This window comes from Bradyrhizobium sp. 164, from assembly GCF_023073715.1.
Classification (GTDB): Bacteria; Pseudomonadota; Alphaproteobacteria; order Rhizobiales; family Xanthobacteraceae; genus Bradyrhizobium.
On the sequence record NZ_JADPKA010000006.1, the window covers coordinates 234,457 to 252,354 of the forward strand.

Consider the following 17,898-nt stretch of genomic DNA (forward strand, 5'->3'; position numbering starts at 1 on the left):
TACTAGAACAGTTCTTCCACTTATGGTCCCTTCGGCGACATACTGACGAGCCCTTCCAACGTTCGCTTTCTGAACTGTGAGCGACATTCCTAGCCCCTCACGGCCTCGGGCCTCATCCTGACGCCGGTAAACCATCTGCGCATGCTGGTGCCCTTCCCGTGTGCGCCCATGCCCGGGTCGCGCCACCGACGCGCCCTTGGATCGAAGCGAACACCGCGCTCCCCAAGCGCCGCGATGACGTCAGTCTTGAAGTCTGTCTTGTTGCGCCGCTCGCGGCTAGACATTCCTTCGTCGTGGGCTGCCCAATGCTCATAGGCATTGAAGGCGACGGCCAATGGCACGGCATCGGCATTATCGCCGGTCACGATTAGGCACTCCATCGCGAACCGCAGCGCCGGGCTCTGAGCTTCCGCAAGCTCCTGCTGGGCCTTCCGGCCGCGCTCACCAATGGTGAAGCGGTTGCCATTGGCGCGAAGGCGCCGAAGCCCCTCAATGGCCCAATTGGCGATGCCGCTCAACTCCGCCCGAAGCTTGGTCCCTAGTTCTGTATCCTTTGCCTTTGCGAACGACGATTCAAACACCAACACAAGTTCGCGGTCCGCCAAAGCACCGGATTCGTCCAAGAACTTTGGATGCTTGTTCGCCACCAAGACAATCTTAGCCGGAATCTTCACCGATAACATCGACATATTCTTGCGATTCACCGACACTTCGTCGTTGCCGGTGATGGATTTAATGCGCTCGATGGCAGCGGAACGCCGGGACAAGTCGGCGTCGTGCGCGTCGGGGATGAAGATAGCGCGTTTATCCATCAATCCTGCTAAGCCGAAGTCGCCCGCGAGATCGTTGAGCATGACAGAAGCGTGGTGGTGCTTGCCGATAAGCCCCTGAAGGATGCGCGTCAGTGTGCCCTTGCCACCGCGCTTCGCGCCGATCATCGCCAACAGAACTTCAACGGACGTGTCGGCCGTCAGCGCGTAGCCAAAGAACTCTTGGAGAGTTGGATGAAACGACGGATGTAGCCACTCCTTCAGCTTTTCCAGGAAGAGCGGCGCCGTCGCCTCCGGATCATAGCTCCATTCGGGAAGCCCCGTTGCGAAATACCGGCCATCATGTGGAATTAGATCGCCCTTTGCTGCATTGACGATGCCGTTCCCAGCAAGAATCAAGTCGTTCGGCTCCGGCGCGTCATCGGGCTTGACGATCCATTCGTGCGGACGCGCTTTGCTGAAGCAAGCGAGCTTGATCGCCTTCACCATCAAGAAGATCTTGCCCACGTCCAGCACGTTGATCGGATCAGTGGCGCGAATCTCCGCAGCCGATTCGCCGTCATCGAGAGCCTGCCAGACGCGATTGCCCTCAAGAGTGTATAGGGTGCCATCCGACGAAATCAGCCGGTCCGGCCGCTCCGCAAGAAACGTTTCGGCGCACTTCGCGGCGTTGTCTTTGCCCTGATACGTCAGCGGCTTCGGCCACACCCGCGCCGGCTGGTCATCGGACGCCGCCGGCCACGGATTATCGGGATCGCTTCCGACCAGACCCACGTTGGCACGGCGAGCGCGACTCAGCGTGCCCGGCGCAGTCCTAGCGGACAGGTAGGCCCGGTGAACCTGTTCATTCACGTCACCCTTCGGAATTGGACTCGTGCAATAGCGGTGGACCAGTTCGACGGCTTGCGTCTTGGAAATGCCGAGGTCGCGAACGCGCCTGGCTAGGTCGAAGATGTGCTTGCGGCCCTCGGCGTTATCCAAGGGGCCGCCCGCCATGTCGCGACAGATTTGTTTGGCTTTCACGATGTCCACGGCGTTGTCCCAGCCATACCGGGGCGCCGGACCGTATTCGAAGCGGGCCTCAACCTCAAAATGGGGATCGGTCTCCGGCTCCACAATGGCGACTGAGAAGGTCGGAAAGATCGTCAAGAACCGGGGCGGGCTTACCGCGCTGTGATCGCCTTCGTCGTCGTACATCTTTCCGCTCCGCAAGACTCGCGCAACCCTGCAACCGCTGCGCGGGCTTTTCATGTGGTGCACTGTCTTGGGCGTGTATCGTACGGTGTAATTCAGCCGCGCGGCCGATTAACCAACCGTAAGGTCACTGATCGCAATTTCGCTAACTGCGCTTTCAAACTCATACGGCGCAAACGTGGACATTAGCAATACGGTGTCGGCGTCAAGGTCTTCATCCGCACGCTTAATCAACGCAAGCCAACACCCCGTCGCCGCGAGCTTGCACGCGAGCCAAGCGAGTTCGTTTGCCGTCGGAGTACGGCCGAATACACCATGCGCCACCGCGACGAAGCCGCTGCTATTGTCGTCGCCATCGGCAATCTCTCCGATGGAGTGATACTTGCGGTCTTCGCCCAACTCATAGATTTTGGTCGGCTTCTCGCTGCGGCTCGCAAGATTATACACCATGAAAGTGCGCGGCCGATGCGCGGTCAGCACGCGCTCGTAGTCGCGCCGCTTCGCGTAAAACATCCCGGCGAAGAACTGTGGCAGCTTGGCATGTGGCGCGACGCGCAAGATTTCCCTCTCGCCAGACTCGCAGTGTTCCAAATGCAATTCAATTCCGCGCCGGCCCGCGCCCGGCATTTGCAGGCCGCTGCCTGAGAAATAGAATGGCAGTTCGGACAGGCCGGTTTTCGGCACGATCACGCCATCAAGGCCGCGTTTACGAAGGGCTGTGAAGAAGTGTGCCACATCATCGGGTGTCGCGCCCGGCGGTAGGGTGCCGGAACCGAGATGGGTTTTGCGATCCGGAGAAAGCACATAGACCTCGCGAAGGTCCTGGCCCCTCGCGCCGCAGTACGCAGCAAACGCTTCGACTTCTTTCCGCCTGGCCCACCAAAACTTGATGGACTCGACATCCGACACGTTGACGCCTGTAGAAAGTGCGATGACGTGGTCTTTGCCAGCGGTGTCGCGCCAGCGAAAATTGAGGGCCTTCCAAGGCTCGCCCTTACCGAAGGCGGGCGGTTGCTTGATCTTCACCACCCGCCGCACCGGCTTCATAATGAGGGTCATTGCTCGAATCCCTTGCGCCGACGATACCACCGCCTGCAATTGCGCTTGTAGTACTCCACCGTATGCCGAGCGAAGAGCTTGCGCGCCCCGTCGCGCGCTTCGACCGGCGGAAACGCGGGATCGGCGCTCGAAAGCTGGTAAGTATAAGCCAGACTCTTGTCGAGCACGCGCGCGACGTCTTGAAAGCCAATGAGCCGGTCCCGTCTCATTTGCGCACCTGCATCTTCGCGAACGCGCCGCGGGCGATGCCCGCCAAGGCGTGCGGCCTCTCCGGAACGGGTTCATTGACGTTCTGCCGAAGCTCCATATTGACGCGGAGGCGTTCCGGCTCGGGTACGTCTTCGACACGCGCGACGCCAGCGACTGCAAGAAAGAACGCCCGCAGAGCTTCGGGCCCATTTGCCTCCGCATAGTAGGCGGCTGACGCTTTGATGCGATCTACCGAACAACGCATTTGAAAAACTCCTTGGTGTTGAAAAGAGGTTGGCCGGGGCGCGCATTCGAAGGCAACACGTCCCCGGCCGGAGTTTCGATGGGCGCCACCATTTACGCCCATCGGCTAGTTCGCCTCCGGTAATCAGGCACAACCTGCGCGCCCACTGTCAAATAAACGCGCGGAAAACCCATGGTGCGGTGGGCGAAGCGATCAGGACGATGACCCGGTCACCGCACGGCAAAGCGTTGCAGGCTGCACACACAAAGGAAGCGGGTTGGACTGCGCTTCAATTTCCATGGACTTGCCCATCCTATCCGGTGCGCTCTTTGCGTACTTTGGCAAGCCGGGCGTGTTCACCGTCTCGATGTAGTCGGCCGGTGCGAACGCCTCCACGTACAATTGCGGCGCGTTGACGAAGAAGAATCGCGCTTCATCGGGATCGATGAAGATTTCCCCGTTGTCGCTGCCTCGATAATTCTCCCACAGCACCCCGCCGAATTCGAACACACCATAAGCGTAGTTCGCACCGAGCACAGTTGCCGCTGCCTCCGTTCCGATCCATGCGTCTTTCACGTCCTGCCGAGACACCAACTTGTCGAAGAAGTTGTCACCGACAAAGGCCCATACCAACGCATCTTGCGTCAGCAGCGTCTTAGCGGCTCGGCGCATATAACGCGCGAGCCCTTGGCACTTAACCCGAATCTCGCTTGGGCCTGTCGCGAGGCTATCAAGGTCAAAATCGAACGTCTGGGGCTGCGCAAGGCCATCCGAATTCAAGAAGCCGAATGCTTCATAGGAATCCAGCAGCACCGAGCCATCGGCGTCCGTCGTGACACCCTTGAGCGCACCGAGCCGGTGGTTTTCGAGCGTGTAGTCTAGCCTGCGCGACATCTTCGTGAGGACTTCGTTCAGTTTTGCTTCCACGGTCAAAAGCACATCTGCGCTGCCGAATTGTCGAACGCTCTGCACCGATTCGGTGTAGATCGTATCTTCGACCTGCAAGTGAGGAACCTTGAAACTATGAAGCGTCCGCCTGTCGCCCACCAGCTTCTCGGCCGGTGCTCCGCGCGGCCGAGTCTGGATCAACTCCAGCGTCTCGCCGACGCGCTCGATGGCGATAGACAACGTGCTGATGGGCTTGGAGACTTTGGAGTCCGCAAAGACAAGCTGACCGGCACGACCGGGAATGTGATCCACATCGTTGATGGCGGCGGTGAGCGAAGACAGTTCGAACGCGTCGCCGGAGAACGGGTCTGCAATTTCGTTCGGCATGGTAGAGCTTCCTTGAAATGGTTGTTAGTGTGAAACTGTCTTTAGCGCCGCGTTATTCGACGCGGAGCGAGAGCACCGCGAGTACGGAGCAATCTGGACGATGGTGCCCCACGCCCCCTTCGGCGATTACGGTTTCGACAGCCGCTGCCTCAAGACGTTCGGCCACTTCGATTTCAGATTCCAATTTGGCAAGGCGTTCCGCCTGATCTTCACGCGACATCGCTTCTGGGAATGCGCCCGCGTTAAAGTCGATCAGCTTCGAAATCTCGCGCTTCAATTGGTCGCGCATCAGAAAGGCGACAACAGCAAGCGCATCCGGTACACGGGTCCTGGCCGCGTGAATTTCGTGCTGGGGCCACGTGATGCTCGCGCCATGGAACATCGCGAAGGTCCGCGGAAGGCGATCGGCCAGCTTGTCAATCTCACCGTGCGCTGCCGCCTTGACTTCGGCGGCCGTGTGCGGCGCTTTGGCCACTGCGGTGCGTTCGGCGATCAGGTCTAACGTTTCGGCGCGGAGCCGGTCCAACGCGTCAACCGTGCGCTCCGATTTGCCGAGCACTACGGGCGGGCGCTCCACCGCAACCAACTTCTTGCCCTTGAACTGCTCAAGCTCGCGCTCGATGCGCGCCGCAGTCAACCGCGGGAGGGCGGTGGTTGCCGCTAGCAGCGCCTTGCGCTCCCGGATCGCATCGACGGCCTCACTCGCAGCTCCGAGCCGCGCCGTGTCGCGTTCCTTGACGACGGAAATATTACCGTCGCCGTCCGTTTGGCGATCTTCACGCACTAGCCTACTATCCTTGTCGGCTTTCGCGAGCCGCTGAAATTCCTGCACGGCCTCGAATTCTTGGCGAGTAAGCTCTTGTGACTCAGCCGCGCGGCGGCGGGCGGCGTCGGCAATCGCGCCGTCATCAACTGCAATGCGCGCTAGAATTTTTTGGGCGGACGTTGGCAACGGCATCGGGTAACTCCAAAAATCAGATGCCTTCTATAGAACTCACCTTTTCCGCAAAATCAGCAAGTCTTCACTAAATTTAGTTTGGCGCGCTGCCTCATTTCCTCATTCACATCCGAGCGCGTGCGCTTCAGCGCGGCATTATCGAGTACGGATTCTTTATAGCCCCAAACCTCACACGCTGCCCGGAGCGCGTCATTTGGTGTCGCGCCCAAGAGCATCCGCTTTTCTACATCCTGAACTGCATCCGCGAGGCGCTGGACTTTCGGCGATGCGCGCCGCGGCGGGATTGGATTCAGGATGCAAAAGCGTGCCGCATCACGAAGCGGAGCAGGCACAGGCTCGCCGCTTGCGACCAATTCGGCAAACGGCATGCGGCGTACCGCGAGGGACGCCGCAATCGCGCGCTCCCAAGTTTCGAAGTGGGCGAGCATCGCCAAATTCACCAATTTGATGAATCAGGCGGCTTCGCCGCGACATTTCCTAATCGAACGGCCGGTGACGATGGTGCGGGAGCCCAACTTCACAATATCAAGGCGGCCTTGCTGGACCAGTTTATAGAAAGTGCCGCGTGAGATGCGCAGATGATCGCGGCAAGCTTCGTTGACGGTATAGCAGCGATCGTCGAAAGGAATGGGATCGGACATGGCGAGGCTCCAGCAATGCCACGAGGCATCGCGCACTAGGAGTGCCCGGCCTTATTCTGCCGGTGGAATTCAGGGGCCAAGGTCCCCGGACGCGACCCCGCACGTTCGCGCGCCCTGTTGTCATCGCCGCATCGAGCGGCGCCTTGCGAATGACGCGGGGTTGTTTCGCCCCGCTCGCGCCTGTTTAAGCGTGTCTGGCCCTGATTAAAAGTAACAGTAGAGGGGCCGCAACTAACGATCGCTAGGCGCCAAGATATTCTGTCCAATCGGTTAGGACGGCGCGGCGCTTTTCAAGCGAGTCGCCGCGACGGTATGCGGCTTCCGCCTTGTTGCCGACGACGTGCGCCAAGCAAAACTCGCGCGTCTCTGCGTCGTACGGTGTAGTTTCACCGCACCAATCGGAGAAGGCGGAGCGGAAGCCGTGCACAGTGACGCCTTTGTGCATCCCACGCAACAATTCGAGCATGCTCATGTTGGAAAGCGGCTTGCCACGGTGCGCGCCCGGAAAAACGAATTCGTTGGGCTGCGCGCTCGGTGTGCGCAGCGATTCCAAGATAGAGATCGCGCGATCAGACAGGGGCACGCGATGTTCCTTGGCCGCCTTCATTCGCGCCGCGGGCACGGTCCAAAGCTTCCGCTCAAGATCAACTTCCATCCACCGCGCGCCGATCGTCTCGCCCGTGCGGGCGACGCATAGAATCGTGAACTCCAACGCGCGCGCGGAGATACTGTTGCGCTTGCGTAAATCGGACATGAAGGCGGGAAGCTTCGGATATGGAATCGCCTTGTGATTGGCGGCCCTTTCGCGCTTCTTCGAAAGGAGCTTGTCCAGATGGCCCGTCCACGCCGCCGGATTGTCACCGCCGCGAAGCTTGTCGACCTTTGCGGCATCAAGAATACGAGCGATGCGACCTCGGAGGCGCGAGGCGGTTTCGCGCTTGGTGTCCCAAATGGGGCGCAACACAGAGAGCACGTCCTCTGTGCTGATTTGGTCCAGCGGCTTTGACCGCAGTGCCTTAGCGTACTCTTCGAGGGTCATTTTCCATTGCGCGATGTGCTTTGGATTTTTCGCCTCGCGCTCAATGACGTTCTTGACGAACCGATCAGCATACGTGCCGAAGGGTTCGCTTACCGCAGCGCGCCGGTTGCGCTTATCGGTGAGCGGGTCGATTCCATCGGATAGCAGTGAACGCGCGGCTGCGGCCTTGCGGCGGGCTTCGGCGAGACTGACGCCCGCTTTGCCAGCAGAGCCCAATCCCATCTCCCGCGGACGGCCCGTCGCGCGGTCCTTGTAAAGGAAAGTCCAGCGGCGCTGCCCCTCAATGCCGACATTGAGGTACAGGTTCCCGCCGTCCGCGTATCTGCCCGGCGCAAGGTCCTTGGCCCTCACGGTGGTAGGCGAAAGGCGGTCGAATACGCGAGCCATCAGCCGACTCCATCAAGTGGGCGCGAGTGTTCGCCGCACCATCTGGCCCTACCATTGGCCCTACCGCATTCGCTTGACAAGGGCGAACAACGCTGAATAGGCGAAAACGCAGAAAGACGGTTAAGCCTTGAACTACAAGGCATTCCTAGACGTTGGCGAATTCGGATAAGCAGCCATGAACAACCATCTGGCGGAGAGAGTGGGATTCGAACCCACGGTACGGTTTCCCGCACACACGCTTTCCAAGCGTGCGCCTTAAGCCACTCGGCCATCTCTCCGGAGCGCCCTCTCTTGAAGGGGCGCCGACGATTTTGCAAGGGATCGCGGTAAAATCGGGTGAAATTTTCCGCAACATATTGGATTTACGAGAGAATATCTCGCGCCGGCCAACGTCCTGACGCGCCGGTCGGCTGAACCATCGGTGGGTTTGGGGCGACGATTCACGTGAGGACGCCAGACATGCCAGGGACGCCATGACCATCTGCAAGACCATCACCGCGCTGAGCTTGATTTCGGGCTTGGGTATCGCCCTCGCCGCGCCGGCCCTGGCGCAGGTCTGCACGCGGCAGGGCGTCGATGTGAGCTGCGACGACGGGCGGCGCGGAATGCTGTCGGGCGATACCATCATCTGGCCGGACGGCACGCGCTCGAGCGCCTCGCCGCATCCGAGCGTGATCATCGGCAAAAAAAGCTCAGTGCATGTCGGGCCAGGCGTGTTCGTCGGTCAGGGTAAGGGTATGGCGCCGATGGATGATCCGAACGCGCCGAACAAGCGGCAGTGCGCGATTCTGGATGGCGTGTCGTATTGTTATTGACGCCGCGGGCCGCCCTCGCAGTGCACCGTCATGCCCCAGGCTTGTCCCGGGCATTCACGTTCAAGCCGAGGCGTCAGACGTGGATGGCCGGGACAGGCCCGGCCTGACGAGACCTTAGATCAACCTCACGCCTGAGATCGCCGACTTCAGCCAACGTAGCGCCTGCGGCGGTTGCGCGGCAAGCGGCGCGACAGCGGCCTTCTCCGTCCGGCACTTCTCGAGCTCAGCCACGAAATCGGCGGACCATTGCTGGATGGTGTGGCCGCGCAGCTTCTTCATCATCGCGTCCCAGCGCATCTTGCGCTCGGTGAGCGGCATTGAGGCCGCGACGGCGATCGCGCGCGCCATGCCGTCGATGTCGTGCGGATTGACCAGCAAGGCGGTGTCGAGCTCGTTGGCCGCGCCCGCGAACTTCGACAGCACCAGCACGCCGGGATCGGCCGGGTTTTGCGCGGCGACATATTCCTTGGCGACGAGGTTCATGCCGTCATGCAGCGGCGTTACCACGCCAATCTGCGCGGTGCGGTAGAGGCCTGCGAGCACGGCCTGGCTGAAGCCCTTGTTGAGGTAGCGGATCGGCGTCCAGTCCACTTCGCCGTGGCGACCATTGACGTCGGTGACGAGACGAGCGACCTCGTTCTGGAGGTTGCCATAGGCCTCGATGCCACCCCGCGAGGGATTCGCGATCTGGAGCAGCGAAATGCTGCGCGCAAACTGCGGCTGCTCGGTCCAGAGCCGGTCGAACGCGCTGATGCGGTTGACGAGGCCTTTCGAATAATCAAGGCGATCGACGCCGATCGCGAGGCGCTCGCCGTTGAGGCTGCGCCGCAACCGAGACACGTCGGGATGCGACACCGATTTCGCGGCATAAGCTGCGAACTTTTCCGCATCGATGCCGATCGGAAACACTTCACAGCGGGTGCGGCCATGCTGAGAGATCGCAACACCGTTCTCAACGGCGAGGCCGAGCTCACCGCCGACATAACCGAGGAAGTTCTGGCAATCCTCATTGGTCTGGAAGCCGAGCAGATCGTAGGCCAGCATCGCCGTGATCAGCTCGCGATGATTGGGCACGCCCTGCATCACCGCGGCGACCGGCCACGGCGTATGAAGGAAGAAACCGATCGGATCATCGACGCCGAGATCGCGCAATTCCGCACCGAGCGCAAGGAAGTGATAATCCTGCACCCAGAACGCAGTTTTTGCTTTTCGGAAGCGCATCAAGGCGCGCGCCATGAAGGCGTTGACCTCGCGATAGCTGACATAATCCTCGCGCGAGACGCGGATCAGATCGCTGCGCGAATGCAGTGCCGGCCATAACGCCGAATTGGCAAAGCCTTCGTAATAGCCGCCGTAATGCGCCGCCGGCAGATCCAACGTCGCAATCGCGCCCGACCCCAGCGCTTCGATCTCGGCGAACGGTTCCTTCTGATGGCCATCGCGCACGCGGCCTGAAGAACCCACCCAAATAGCTCCCGAATGTTCCACGACCGGCAGCAAGGCCGCCGCGAGGCCACCCGTCATGGGCTCATTGGGTTTGCCGCGCGCGACGCGATTTGAAACGACGACTAAGTTCACAGGCCGTCCCCTCCTGTTTCATTCCACCCGTTTAACTGCCGTTCATCAATATGGTTCCTGATCATCGTTTCAACGAATTGAAACCAAAATCAGGCGTGCGCGTTGGAACTGGTTTCGCTCGCGGAACCAAGGATTTCAGCGCAAAGAGAGCTCGTGCGCCCGGAATTGCGCAGGATGCATTGCGATGCGCCACGAAAGGGTGTCGCGCATTGTGTTTGCGAAGTGGCGCTGCCTTTGTTTCACCTCGGATCGAGCAGGTGCGCAAGGAACGCGCGCACATCGCTTGGCGCATCGAAGTGACCGTTCACGCCCATGGCGCGGCGGCCGACCGAGAAGGCGAGCCCGTTCATATCAGGCATGATCGCGAACACGGTCTCATCTGTGACGTCGTCACCGATGAACAGTGGACGACGCCCCCTGAAGGGCTCGTGCTTCATCAACTCGCGCACGCCGCTCGCCTTGGTGAAGCCTGAATGCTTGATCTCGCAGACGAACTTGCCAGGCAGCACCTCGATCGGCGCACTGGGCAGGTCCGCGCGGATCAGCGACACGGATTCGTAGATCGCCTTCTCCGCATGTGGCGCCAGGCGGTAATGTAGCGCAAGCGAGTAGCCCTTGTCCTCGAGCAGAATGCCCGGGCTGAGCTTGGCAATCGCAGCCAGCCGCCGCTTCAGCTCCTTGTCCAGCGGCGGCGCATGCACGGCATCAGCTTCATTGTCCGCGGACAGCCGCATCTCTGCGCCGTGACCGGCGACGGCGCAAAACACGTCGGGGGCGAAAATCAGATCGATATCGTTGAGTGAGCGGCCGCTGACCAGCGCCAGCGCGCCTGACGTACATTCCACCAATCGGTTGAGCGTGTCCGAAAGCCCCGGCGGCACCCACACCTCGCGCGGCGTCGGCATCAGGTCGAGCAGCGTGCCGTCGATGTCGAGCAGGATCGCGGTCTCGTTCAGATGCGGCACGAGCGCGTGCGGCACCGGCACCGTTTCCGGCGTCTCGTCGTCACCAGGGATGGTGAGCTTCTCGTCCAATTCCATTTCCGCCAGTTCCGATTTCATAGTCTACTCCATAAAGGCAAGCGGCCGTGCGATTTGTTCGAGCGATTTGCGCTCCGCCGAGACGGCATAGCGCCACGCCACGATTGCAGCCGTGATCATCAGGGCTGCCCCCAGCAGATAACCGGCGAATACGCTGGTGCGCGATCCCGTGTCGATCAGAACGCCGAACAGCGCCGGCCCGATCACGCCGCCGATGCCCGTGCCGACTGCATAGAATACCGCGATCGCCAGCGCGCGAACCTCTAAGGGAAAGTTCTCGCTGACGGTGAGATAGGCCGCGCTCGCGGCGGGCGAGGCGAAGAAGAAGATCACCATCCAGGCGATGGTCTGCCCCTGCGCGCTGAGCGCGCCGATCGAGAATAGATAGCCTGACAGCGCCAGCAGCAGGCCTGACATGCCATAGGTGAACATGATCATGGTGCGGCGGCCGAGCGTATCGAAGAGACGGCCGAGCAGCAGCGGGCCGAGGAAGTTGCCGGCGGCGAAGGGTAGCAGGTACCAGCCGACGTGATCGGCGCTGATGCCGTAGAAATCGGTCAACACCAGCGCGAAGGTGAAGAAGATGGCGTTATAGAAAAATGCCTGCGCGCTCATCAGCATGAGGCCGACCAGCGCGCGCTGTCGATAAACCGAGAACAGCGTGTGGATGACCTCGGCGATCGGCGTGTGATCGCGCATCCTCAGGCGGATCTTCGTAAAGCGACCGTCGCTCGTATCCTGGCCGTGTCCAATGACCGAACGCTCGATCTCATCGGCGATCGCATGAGCCTCGTCGGGCCGACCATGGATCATCAACCAGCGCGGACTCTCCGGAATCCACATCCGCATCAACAGCACGACGAGGCCGAGCGTCGCGCCGATCAGATAGGCGAGGCGCCAGCCCATGTCGGGCCCCATCGCGGCAGGATCGAGCAGAACGATGGCTGCCACCGCGCCCATCGCAGCGCCGATCCAGAAGCTGCCGTTGATCACGAGATCGGTCCAGCCGCGATACCGCGCCGGCACCAGCTCCTGGATGGTTGAGTTGATCGCGGTGTATTCGCCGCCGATACCGGCACCGGTGAGGAAACGGAACACCGCGTAGCTCGCCACATCCCATGACAGAGCCGTCGCAGCCGTCGCCGAGAGGTAGAGCGCAAGCGTGATGAAGAACAATTTCTTGCGGCCGATGCGATCGGTAAGCCAGCCGAAGCCGAGCGCACCCAGCACCGCGCCGGCGAGATAGGCGGAATTGGCAATGCCGAGATCGAGATTGGAAAAATGCAGCGAGGGACTCTGCTTCAGCGCGCCCGAGAGCGCGCCGGCCAGGGTCACCTCGAGCCCGTCGAGGATCCAGGTGATGCCGAGCGCGAGCACGACGCGCGTGTGAAAGCCGCTCCACGGCAGCGCGTCGAGCCGCGAGGGGATGCTGGTCTCGACGATGCGATCCGTCGCCACCGCCGAGATCGCAGGTCCATAATTCAGCGCTGGGCTTTCCTGCAATTCCATCGCGTTGTTGCGTCTGATCAATGGAAGCGGCCCCGGTTCACATGGCGTGGACGGGGTCGATCCGATCATGGGGGTGCGGCATTCCGCCTGCCTGCGACAACGTCTGCCACGAGGTCGAGTTCCCTTGGGAACAGCCTCCAAGAACATCCGTTTCCGATGGAGCTGCAAGGAGTTGACGCATGGCTCAGGTCAGAAAGACGACACATTCGCGGAAGACAGGCGCGAGCAGCACCGCGCGCCGCAAGGCCAGCACGACACGCAAGAGGTCAAGCCGCCGCGCAGCACCGAAGCGATGGTCGCAACGTGTGACGAAGGAGAGCAACGCGCTCGATCTCAAGCACGGTGTGTTCAAGCTCAAGGACCCCAGGAAAATCGCGGGCTCCCTGAAGCGCTCGGCCGAGCACAGCTCGCGCCGCAAGACCGGCGCCTATCGCTCTGCGCTGTCGATGCTGACGTTCTACATCAACCGCGCCGGCAAGACGCTACCGAAGACGCAGCGCACGCGACTGGAGCGCGCAAAGGTGGAGCTGAAGCGGGCTTTCGGGAAGGAGTGAGTTTCAGAGCTCCGCAGTCGTCCTGGACAAGCGAAGCGCTGATCCAGGACCCATCATCACAAGACGTGGTTTGGCGAAGACTCGGAGTTACCCGCTTCGCGCAGCAACGGTTTCCGGGGGGAATGGGTCCTGGCCTTGGCCAGCACGACGACGGAGGAAGTGGCGCGGTCCGAGCGTCACGCCGCGCGGATATTGGCCATGAAGCGGTCGAGTTCGGCGCGCAGGCGGGTGCTTTCGCTCGACAGCGTCTTGGCCGAGTTCAGCACCTCTTCCGAGGCCGAGCCGGTCTCGGCGGCGCCGCGGTTGACCTCGCCGATATCGGTGGCTGCGGTCTGGGTGCCCTGCGCGACGGTCTGGACGCTGCGGGCGATCTCCTGCGTCGCCGCGCCCTGCTGCTCGACGGCGCTCGCGATCGAGGTCGAGATCGACGAGATCTGGCCGATGGTCGCGCCGATCTCCTTGATCGCGGCAACCGATTCGGCCGTGGCGCCCTGCATGCCGGTGATATGCGAGGAGATTTCATCGGTCGCCTTCGCCGTCTGGCTCGCCAGCGACTTCACTTCGCTCGCAACCACGGCAAAGCCGCGGCCGGCCTCCCCGGCGCGCGCCGCCTCGATGGTGGCGTTGAGCGCCAGAAGATTGGTCTGCTCGGCAATCGCCGTGATCAGCTTGACGACCTCGCCGATCTGCTGGGCGGCATGCGACAGCTTGCCGATGCGGCCGTCGGTCTCCTTGGCCTGCACCACGGCGGCCTCGGCGATCCGGCTGGAATCGCGGACCTGGCGGCCGATCTCCTCGACCGAGGCCGAGAGCTCTTCGGTCGCGGTCGCGACCGACTGCATGTTGGAGGACGCCTGCTCGGAGACGCCGGCGACCTGGCTCGACAGGCTCTGCGTGGTCTCGGCGGTGCGGGTCAGCGTGGAGGCTGCCGATTCCAGCTGCACGGCGGAAGCCGAGACGTTGGAGACGATGGCGCCGACCGCGTTCTCGAAATCGTCGGCGAAGCGGATCAGCTCGGCGCGCCGGCTTGCAGCCTGCTCCCGGTTCTGGGCTTCGCTGGCGGCGGCATCGCGCTCGGCCTTGGCCACCGCCTGAACCTTGAACTCCTCGACCGCTCCGGCCATCTCGCCGATCTCGTCCTTGCGACCAAGACCCGGCAGCACCACGTCGAAATTGCCCGAGGCCAGCTCCCGCATCGCCTTGCACATCGCAATCATCGGACGCGAGATGCCGTTCCCGAGCATCCAGGCCAGCGCGACACCGACGGCAAGGCCACCGAGCGCCATCATCAGCATCAGCCGCTCGGTGTCCCCGATCGTCGCATTGGCGCTCGCCTCGATGCGCTGCTGGTCGGCAGTCAGATCCGAGCGCAGTTCGCCCGAAAGTTTCACGATGGACGCGGCCGTCTTGGTCATCTCGCCATTCAGCTTGACGATGACCTTCACGTTTTCGGTCAGCTTTACGAAGGAAGTACGATACTGCTTCAGGAGATTGCCGATCTCGGTGACGCGGTCGGTGATCTTCTGGTCGTTCGCGTAGATCGAGACCAGCAAGGTCTCCAGGAACTTGATGCGGGCGATCACGCCATCGGCGGTCTTCGGCTCCGGCTTGGCAACGAAGGCGCTGACCGAGGTGGAGACCGCCAGATATTGCGAGGTGATGTCCTTGGCTGTGGTCTGGACGGATGCAAGACCCGCCAGCGCCGCCGTGTCGCCGAGATCGTCGAACTTGAAGCGGATCTTGTTGCCGACGCTGTTGAGCTCATCGGCCGCGATCTTGTTGTTTTCGCGTGTCAGAGTGATGATCTCACTGAACACCTTCGTGAAGCGCTGGAACTCGGCCTCGAGCTTGCCGACCTGCTCGCGGCGCGCGGCGCCGGTCGTGGCGGACAACGACTTGCCGATCGCGCCCCTCAGATTCTCTTCGGCGGCCTTGGCCGCGGTCTCGTCGTCGGCGGCCCCGGTCAGGGTGTAGGCCCGCGCCAGCCCCTGATAGGCGATCAGTTCACGATCGACGGTCCGCGCCAGATCGGCTTCCGATACGCTGGTCCGATACGAGGCCACGGCGCCTGCGATCCGCTCGAAGCCGAAATAGGCGAAAGCCATGCTGACGGCGAGGATGGCTAGCACCGCCACGAAGCCGAGGATGATTTTTGCGCGAAAACGCAGCGTTGGCAGCTTCGATGGTTTCGACTTCGACTTGACCGACATTCCCCCACCCCATTCCATTCGCGGAAAACCAGGCGCAGCCCGGAAGCAGCCCGCTTCCTGACCCTCCGGCACGTTACGGGGCAAAGGATAAGCTGTGGTAAATTTGTGGCACCGCAACTGGCGGTTAGCTGACGCGGGGGGATAGTTCACTCAACTCGTCATCCCGGATGAGCAGAGCGCCGATCGGGACGACCGGCCGAATGTGAGGCGATAGCGAGGGCTTCGGCCGCAGAATGGCTTGACGCGCAGCGAACTCACGCCGCGCGGATATTGGCCATGAAGCGGTCGAGTTCGGCGCGCAGGCGGGTGCTTTCGCTCGACAGCGTCTTGGCCGAGTTCAGCACCTCTTCCGAGGCCGAGCCGGTCTCGGCGGCGCCGCGGTTGACCTCGCCGATATCGGTGGCTGCGGTCTGGGTGCCCTGCGCGACGGTCTGGACGCTGCGGGCGATCTCCTGCGTCGCCGCACCCTGCTGCTCGACGGCGCTCGCGATCGAGGTCGAGATCGACGAGATCTGGCCGATGGTCGCGCCGATCTCCTTGATCGCGGCAACCGATTCGGCCGTGGCGCCCTGCATGCCGGTGATATGCGAGGAGATTTCATCGGTCGCCTTCGCCGTCTGGCTCGCCAGCGACTTCACTTCGCTCGCAACCACGGCAAAGCCGCGGCCGGCCTCCCCGGCGCGCGCTGCCTCGATGGTGGCGTTGAGCGCCAGAAGATTGGTCTGCTCGGCAATCGCCGTGATCAGCTTGACGACCTCGCCGATCTGCTGGGCGGCATGCGACAGCTTGCCGATGCGGCCGTCGGTCTCCTTGGCCTGCACCACGGCGGCCTCGGCGATCCGGCTGGAATCGCGGACCTGGCGGCCGATCTCCTCGACCGAGGCCGAGAGCTCTTCGGTCGCGGTCGCAACCGACTGCATGTTGGAGGACGCCTGCTCGGAGACGCCGGCGACCTGGCTCGACAGGCTCTGCGTGGTCTCGGCGGTGCGGGTCAGCGTGGAGGCTGCCGATTCCAGCTGCACGGCGGAAGCCGAGACGTTGGAGACGATGGCGCCGACCGCGTTCTCGAAATCGTCGGCGAAGCGGATCAGCTCGGCGCGCCGGCTTGCAGCCTGCTCCCGGTTCTGGGCTTCGCTGGCGGCGGCATCGCGCTCGGCCTTGGCCACCGCCTGAACCTTGAACTCCTCGACCGCTCCGGCCATCTCGCCGATCTCGTCCTTGCGGCCAAGACCCGGCAGCACCACGTCGAAATTGCCCGAGGCCAGCTCCCGCATCGCCTTGCACATCGCAATCATCGGACGCGAGATGCCGGTACCGAGCAGGAAGGCGAGGACCGCCCCCAGCAGCGTGCCGCCGACGGCGAGCATCAGCACCAGTTGCTCGGTCTGCCCGATGGTTGCTTCCGATTCCGCCTCCAGCCGCTGCTGTTCGGCAATGAGGTCCGCCTTCATGGCGGTGGCGCCCCGAAGGATGGCGCCGGCCGAGCCGCTCATTTCGGTCACGAGCTCATCGACCAGCTTGGCGTTGGCGATCAGCTTCTCCAGCGCTTCCCGATAAGCCCCCAGCAGCGCCTTGGCGTCCTTCAGCCCGGCGACGATCTTGTCGTCCATGGAATAGATCGCACCGAGCGAGTTCTCGACGAATTTCAGCCGCGCCAGCGCGCTTGCCGCGACCGCCTGGTCGGAATTGAGGATGAAATTGCTCGCGGCGGAGCTTGCGGTCTGGAACTGGGCATTGACCTGCTTGGTGCCGAACTCGATCGCCTGCGCCTCCGCGTCGGAGGCGTTGTTGCCGATGTCATCGAGCTTGTATTTCAGGAGATTGGCGTTGCGCTGGAGCTGGTTCTGGACCAGCAGCACGCTGTCACGCTTGGCCTGCAGGATCTTGGCAAACGTCGCGGAGAAGTTGGAAAACTCCTTGGCGAGCTTGTTGAGGCCCTCTTGCCGCGCCGGCTTCTTGGCGTTCTTGATGGCCAGGTCGATCGCGCTCTTGAGGCTGGCTTCTGCCTCCAGCGCCGCCTTGGCGTCGTCCTCCTTGCCGGTAACGACAAAGTAGCGGGCAGCCGAACGATAGGCGAGCAGCTCGCGGTCGATGTTGCGGGCAAGGTCGGCCTCGGAAACGCTGGTGCGGTAGGACCCGACCCCGGAGGAAACCCGCTCAAAGCCGAAATATGAGAAGGCCATGCTGCCGGCGGAGATCACCAGCACTGCGGCAAAGCCCAGGATGATCTTGGTACGGAACCTGAGAGCCGGAATTAGTGTTCGCTTCGACGGCGACCCGATACGCCCGGACATTCCCACCCCCATTTTCATTCAGCCGCGACCGGGAGGCGCCCCGCCCCAGACCTGGATGCGCAAAACTAAGGCACAATCGATAAGGGGCGGTAAACTCAGTGCATCTCCTGATTCCGAAGTCATCGGGCCAAGGCTGACCGGC

The 17,898-nt window shown here is 62.2% G+C and carries 15 protein-coding genes and 1 tRNA gene; 2 read left to right on the plus strand and 14 right to left on the minus strand.

Annotation, left to right across the window (positions count from 1 at the left end; all coding sequences use genetic code 11):
- Nucleotides 1–89: 89 nt before the first annotated feature.
- The 9 genes from IVB01_RS02820 to IVB01_RS02860 all read right to left on the minus strand — a co-directional run bounded on the left by IVB01_RS02820 (nt 90) and on the right by IVB01_RS02860 (nt 8,034).
- Nucleotides 90–1,967: a phage/plasmid primase, P4 family gene (locus IVB01_RS02820; protein WP_247494237.1), complete on the minus strand. Its 1,878-nt coding sequence runs from the start codon at nt 1,965–1,967 to the stop codon at nt 90–92.
- A 108-nt stretch (nt 1,968–2,075) separates the two neighbouring features.
- On the minus strand, nt 2,076–3,023 hold the full coding sequence (locus tag IVB01_RS02825) for a hypothetical protein (RefSeq protein ID WP_247450830.1): 948 nt from the start codon (nt 3,021–3,023) through the stop codon (nt 2,076–2,078).
- Nucleotides 3,020–3,232 (minus strand): hypothetical protein, encoded by a 213-nt coding sequence (locus IVB01_RS02830; RefSeq protein ID WP_247450828.1) that lies wholly within the window; start codon nt 3,230–3,232, stop codon nt 3,020–3,022. Before IVB01_RS02830 ends, IVB01_RS02825 begins: the two co-directional genes overlap by 4 nt.
- Nucleotides 3,233–3,669: 437 nt before the next feature.
- Entirely contained in the window at nt 3,670–4,731 is a 1,062-nt protein-coding gene (locus IVB01_RS02835) for a major capsid protein (RefSeq protein WP_247450826.1), read from the minus strand.
- Between the two features lie 52 nt (nt 4,732–4,783).
- Nucleotides 4,784–5,689, minus strand: a complete 906-nt coding sequence (locus IVB01_RS02840; protein WP_247450824.1) for a hypothetical protein — start codon at nt 5,687–5,689, stop codon at nt 4,784–4,786.
- A 53-nt stretch (nt 5,690–5,742) separates the two neighbouring features.
- Nucleotides 5,743–6,117, minus strand: a complete 375-nt coding sequence (locus IVB01_RS02845; protein WP_247494238.1) for a hypothetical protein — start codon at nt 6,115–6,117, stop codon at nt 5,743–5,745.
- Nucleotides 6,118–6,141: 24 nt separating this feature from the next.
- Entirely contained in the window at nt 6,142–6,330 is a 189-nt protein-coding gene (locus IVB01_RS02850; RefSeq protein ID WP_247450820.1) for a helix-turn-helix domain-containing protein, read from the minus strand.
- Between the two features lie 241 nt (nt 6,331–6,571).
- Nucleotides 6,572–7,756 (minus strand): site-specific integrase, encoded by a 1,185-nt coding sequence (locus tag IVB01_RS02855; RefSeq protein WP_247494239.1) that lies wholly within the window; start codon nt 7,754–7,756, stop codon nt 6,572–6,574.
- Nucleotides 7,757–7,944: 188 nt separating this feature from the next.
- A tRNA-Ser gene (locus tag IVB01_RS02860) sits at nt 7,945–8,034 on the minus strand.
- Nucleotides 8,035–8,229: 195 nt separating this feature from the next.
- On the opposite strand from IVB01_RS02860, the gene IVB01_RS02865 reads away from it, so the two are divergent.
- Nucleotides 8,230–8,571: a hypothetical protein gene (locus IVB01_RS02865; protein WP_247276733.1), complete on the plus strand. Its 342-nt coding sequence runs from the start codon at nt 8,230–8,232 to the stop codon at nt 8,569–8,571.
- Between the two features lie 114 nt (nt 8,572–8,685).
- Here the strand turns inward: IVB01_RS02865 and IVB01_RS02870 are convergent, their stop codons facing one another.
- The 3 genes from IVB01_RS02870 to IVB01_RS02880 form a co-directional block, all read right to left on the minus strand.
- Nucleotides 8,686–10,149, minus strand: coding sequence for a trehalose-6-phosphate synthase (locus IVB01_RS02870; RefSeq protein WP_247276734.1), 1,464 nt, complete (start codon nt 10,147–10,149; stop codon nt 8,686–8,688).
- Nucleotides 10,150–10,388: 239 nt separating this feature from the next.
- A complete protein-coding gene (otsB, locus tag IVB01_RS02875; RefSeq protein ID WP_247276735.1) occupies nt 10,389–11,210 on the minus strand; it encodes a trehalose-phosphatase in 822 nt (273 codons plus the stop codon).
- Between the two features lie 3 nt (nt 11,211–11,213).
- Nucleotides 11,214–12,698, minus strand: coding sequence for an MFS transporter (locus IVB01_RS02880; protein ID WP_247276747.1), 1,485 nt, complete (start codon nt 12,696–12,698; stop codon nt 11,214–11,216).
- A 179-nt stretch (nt 12,699–12,877) separates the two neighbouring features.
- Between IVB01_RS02880 and IVB01_RS02885 the strand changes: the two genes are divergently transcribed.
- A complete protein-coding gene (locus tag IVB01_RS02885; RefSeq protein ID WP_247276736.1) occupies nt 12,878–13,252 on the plus strand; it encodes a DUF3175 domain-containing protein in 375 nt (124 codons plus the stop codon).
- Between the two features lie 176 nt (nt 13,253–13,428).
- Here the strand turns inward: IVB01_RS02885 and IVB01_RS02890 are convergent, their stop codons facing one another.
- Nucleotides 13,429–15,462 (minus strand): HAMP domain-containing methyl-accepting chemotaxis protein, encoded by a 2,034-nt coding sequence (locus IVB01_RS02890; RefSeq protein ID WP_247276737.1) that lies wholly within the window; start codon nt 15,460–15,462, stop codon nt 13,429–13,431.
- Nucleotides 15,463–15,716: 254 nt separating this feature from the next.
- Nucleotides 15,717–17,756, minus strand: coding sequence for a HAMP domain-containing methyl-accepting chemotaxis protein (locus IVB01_RS02895; RefSeq protein ID WP_247494240.1), 2,040 nt, complete (start codon nt 17,754–17,756; stop codon nt 15,717–15,719).
- Between the last annotated feature and the right edge of the window lie 142 nt (nt 17,757–17,898).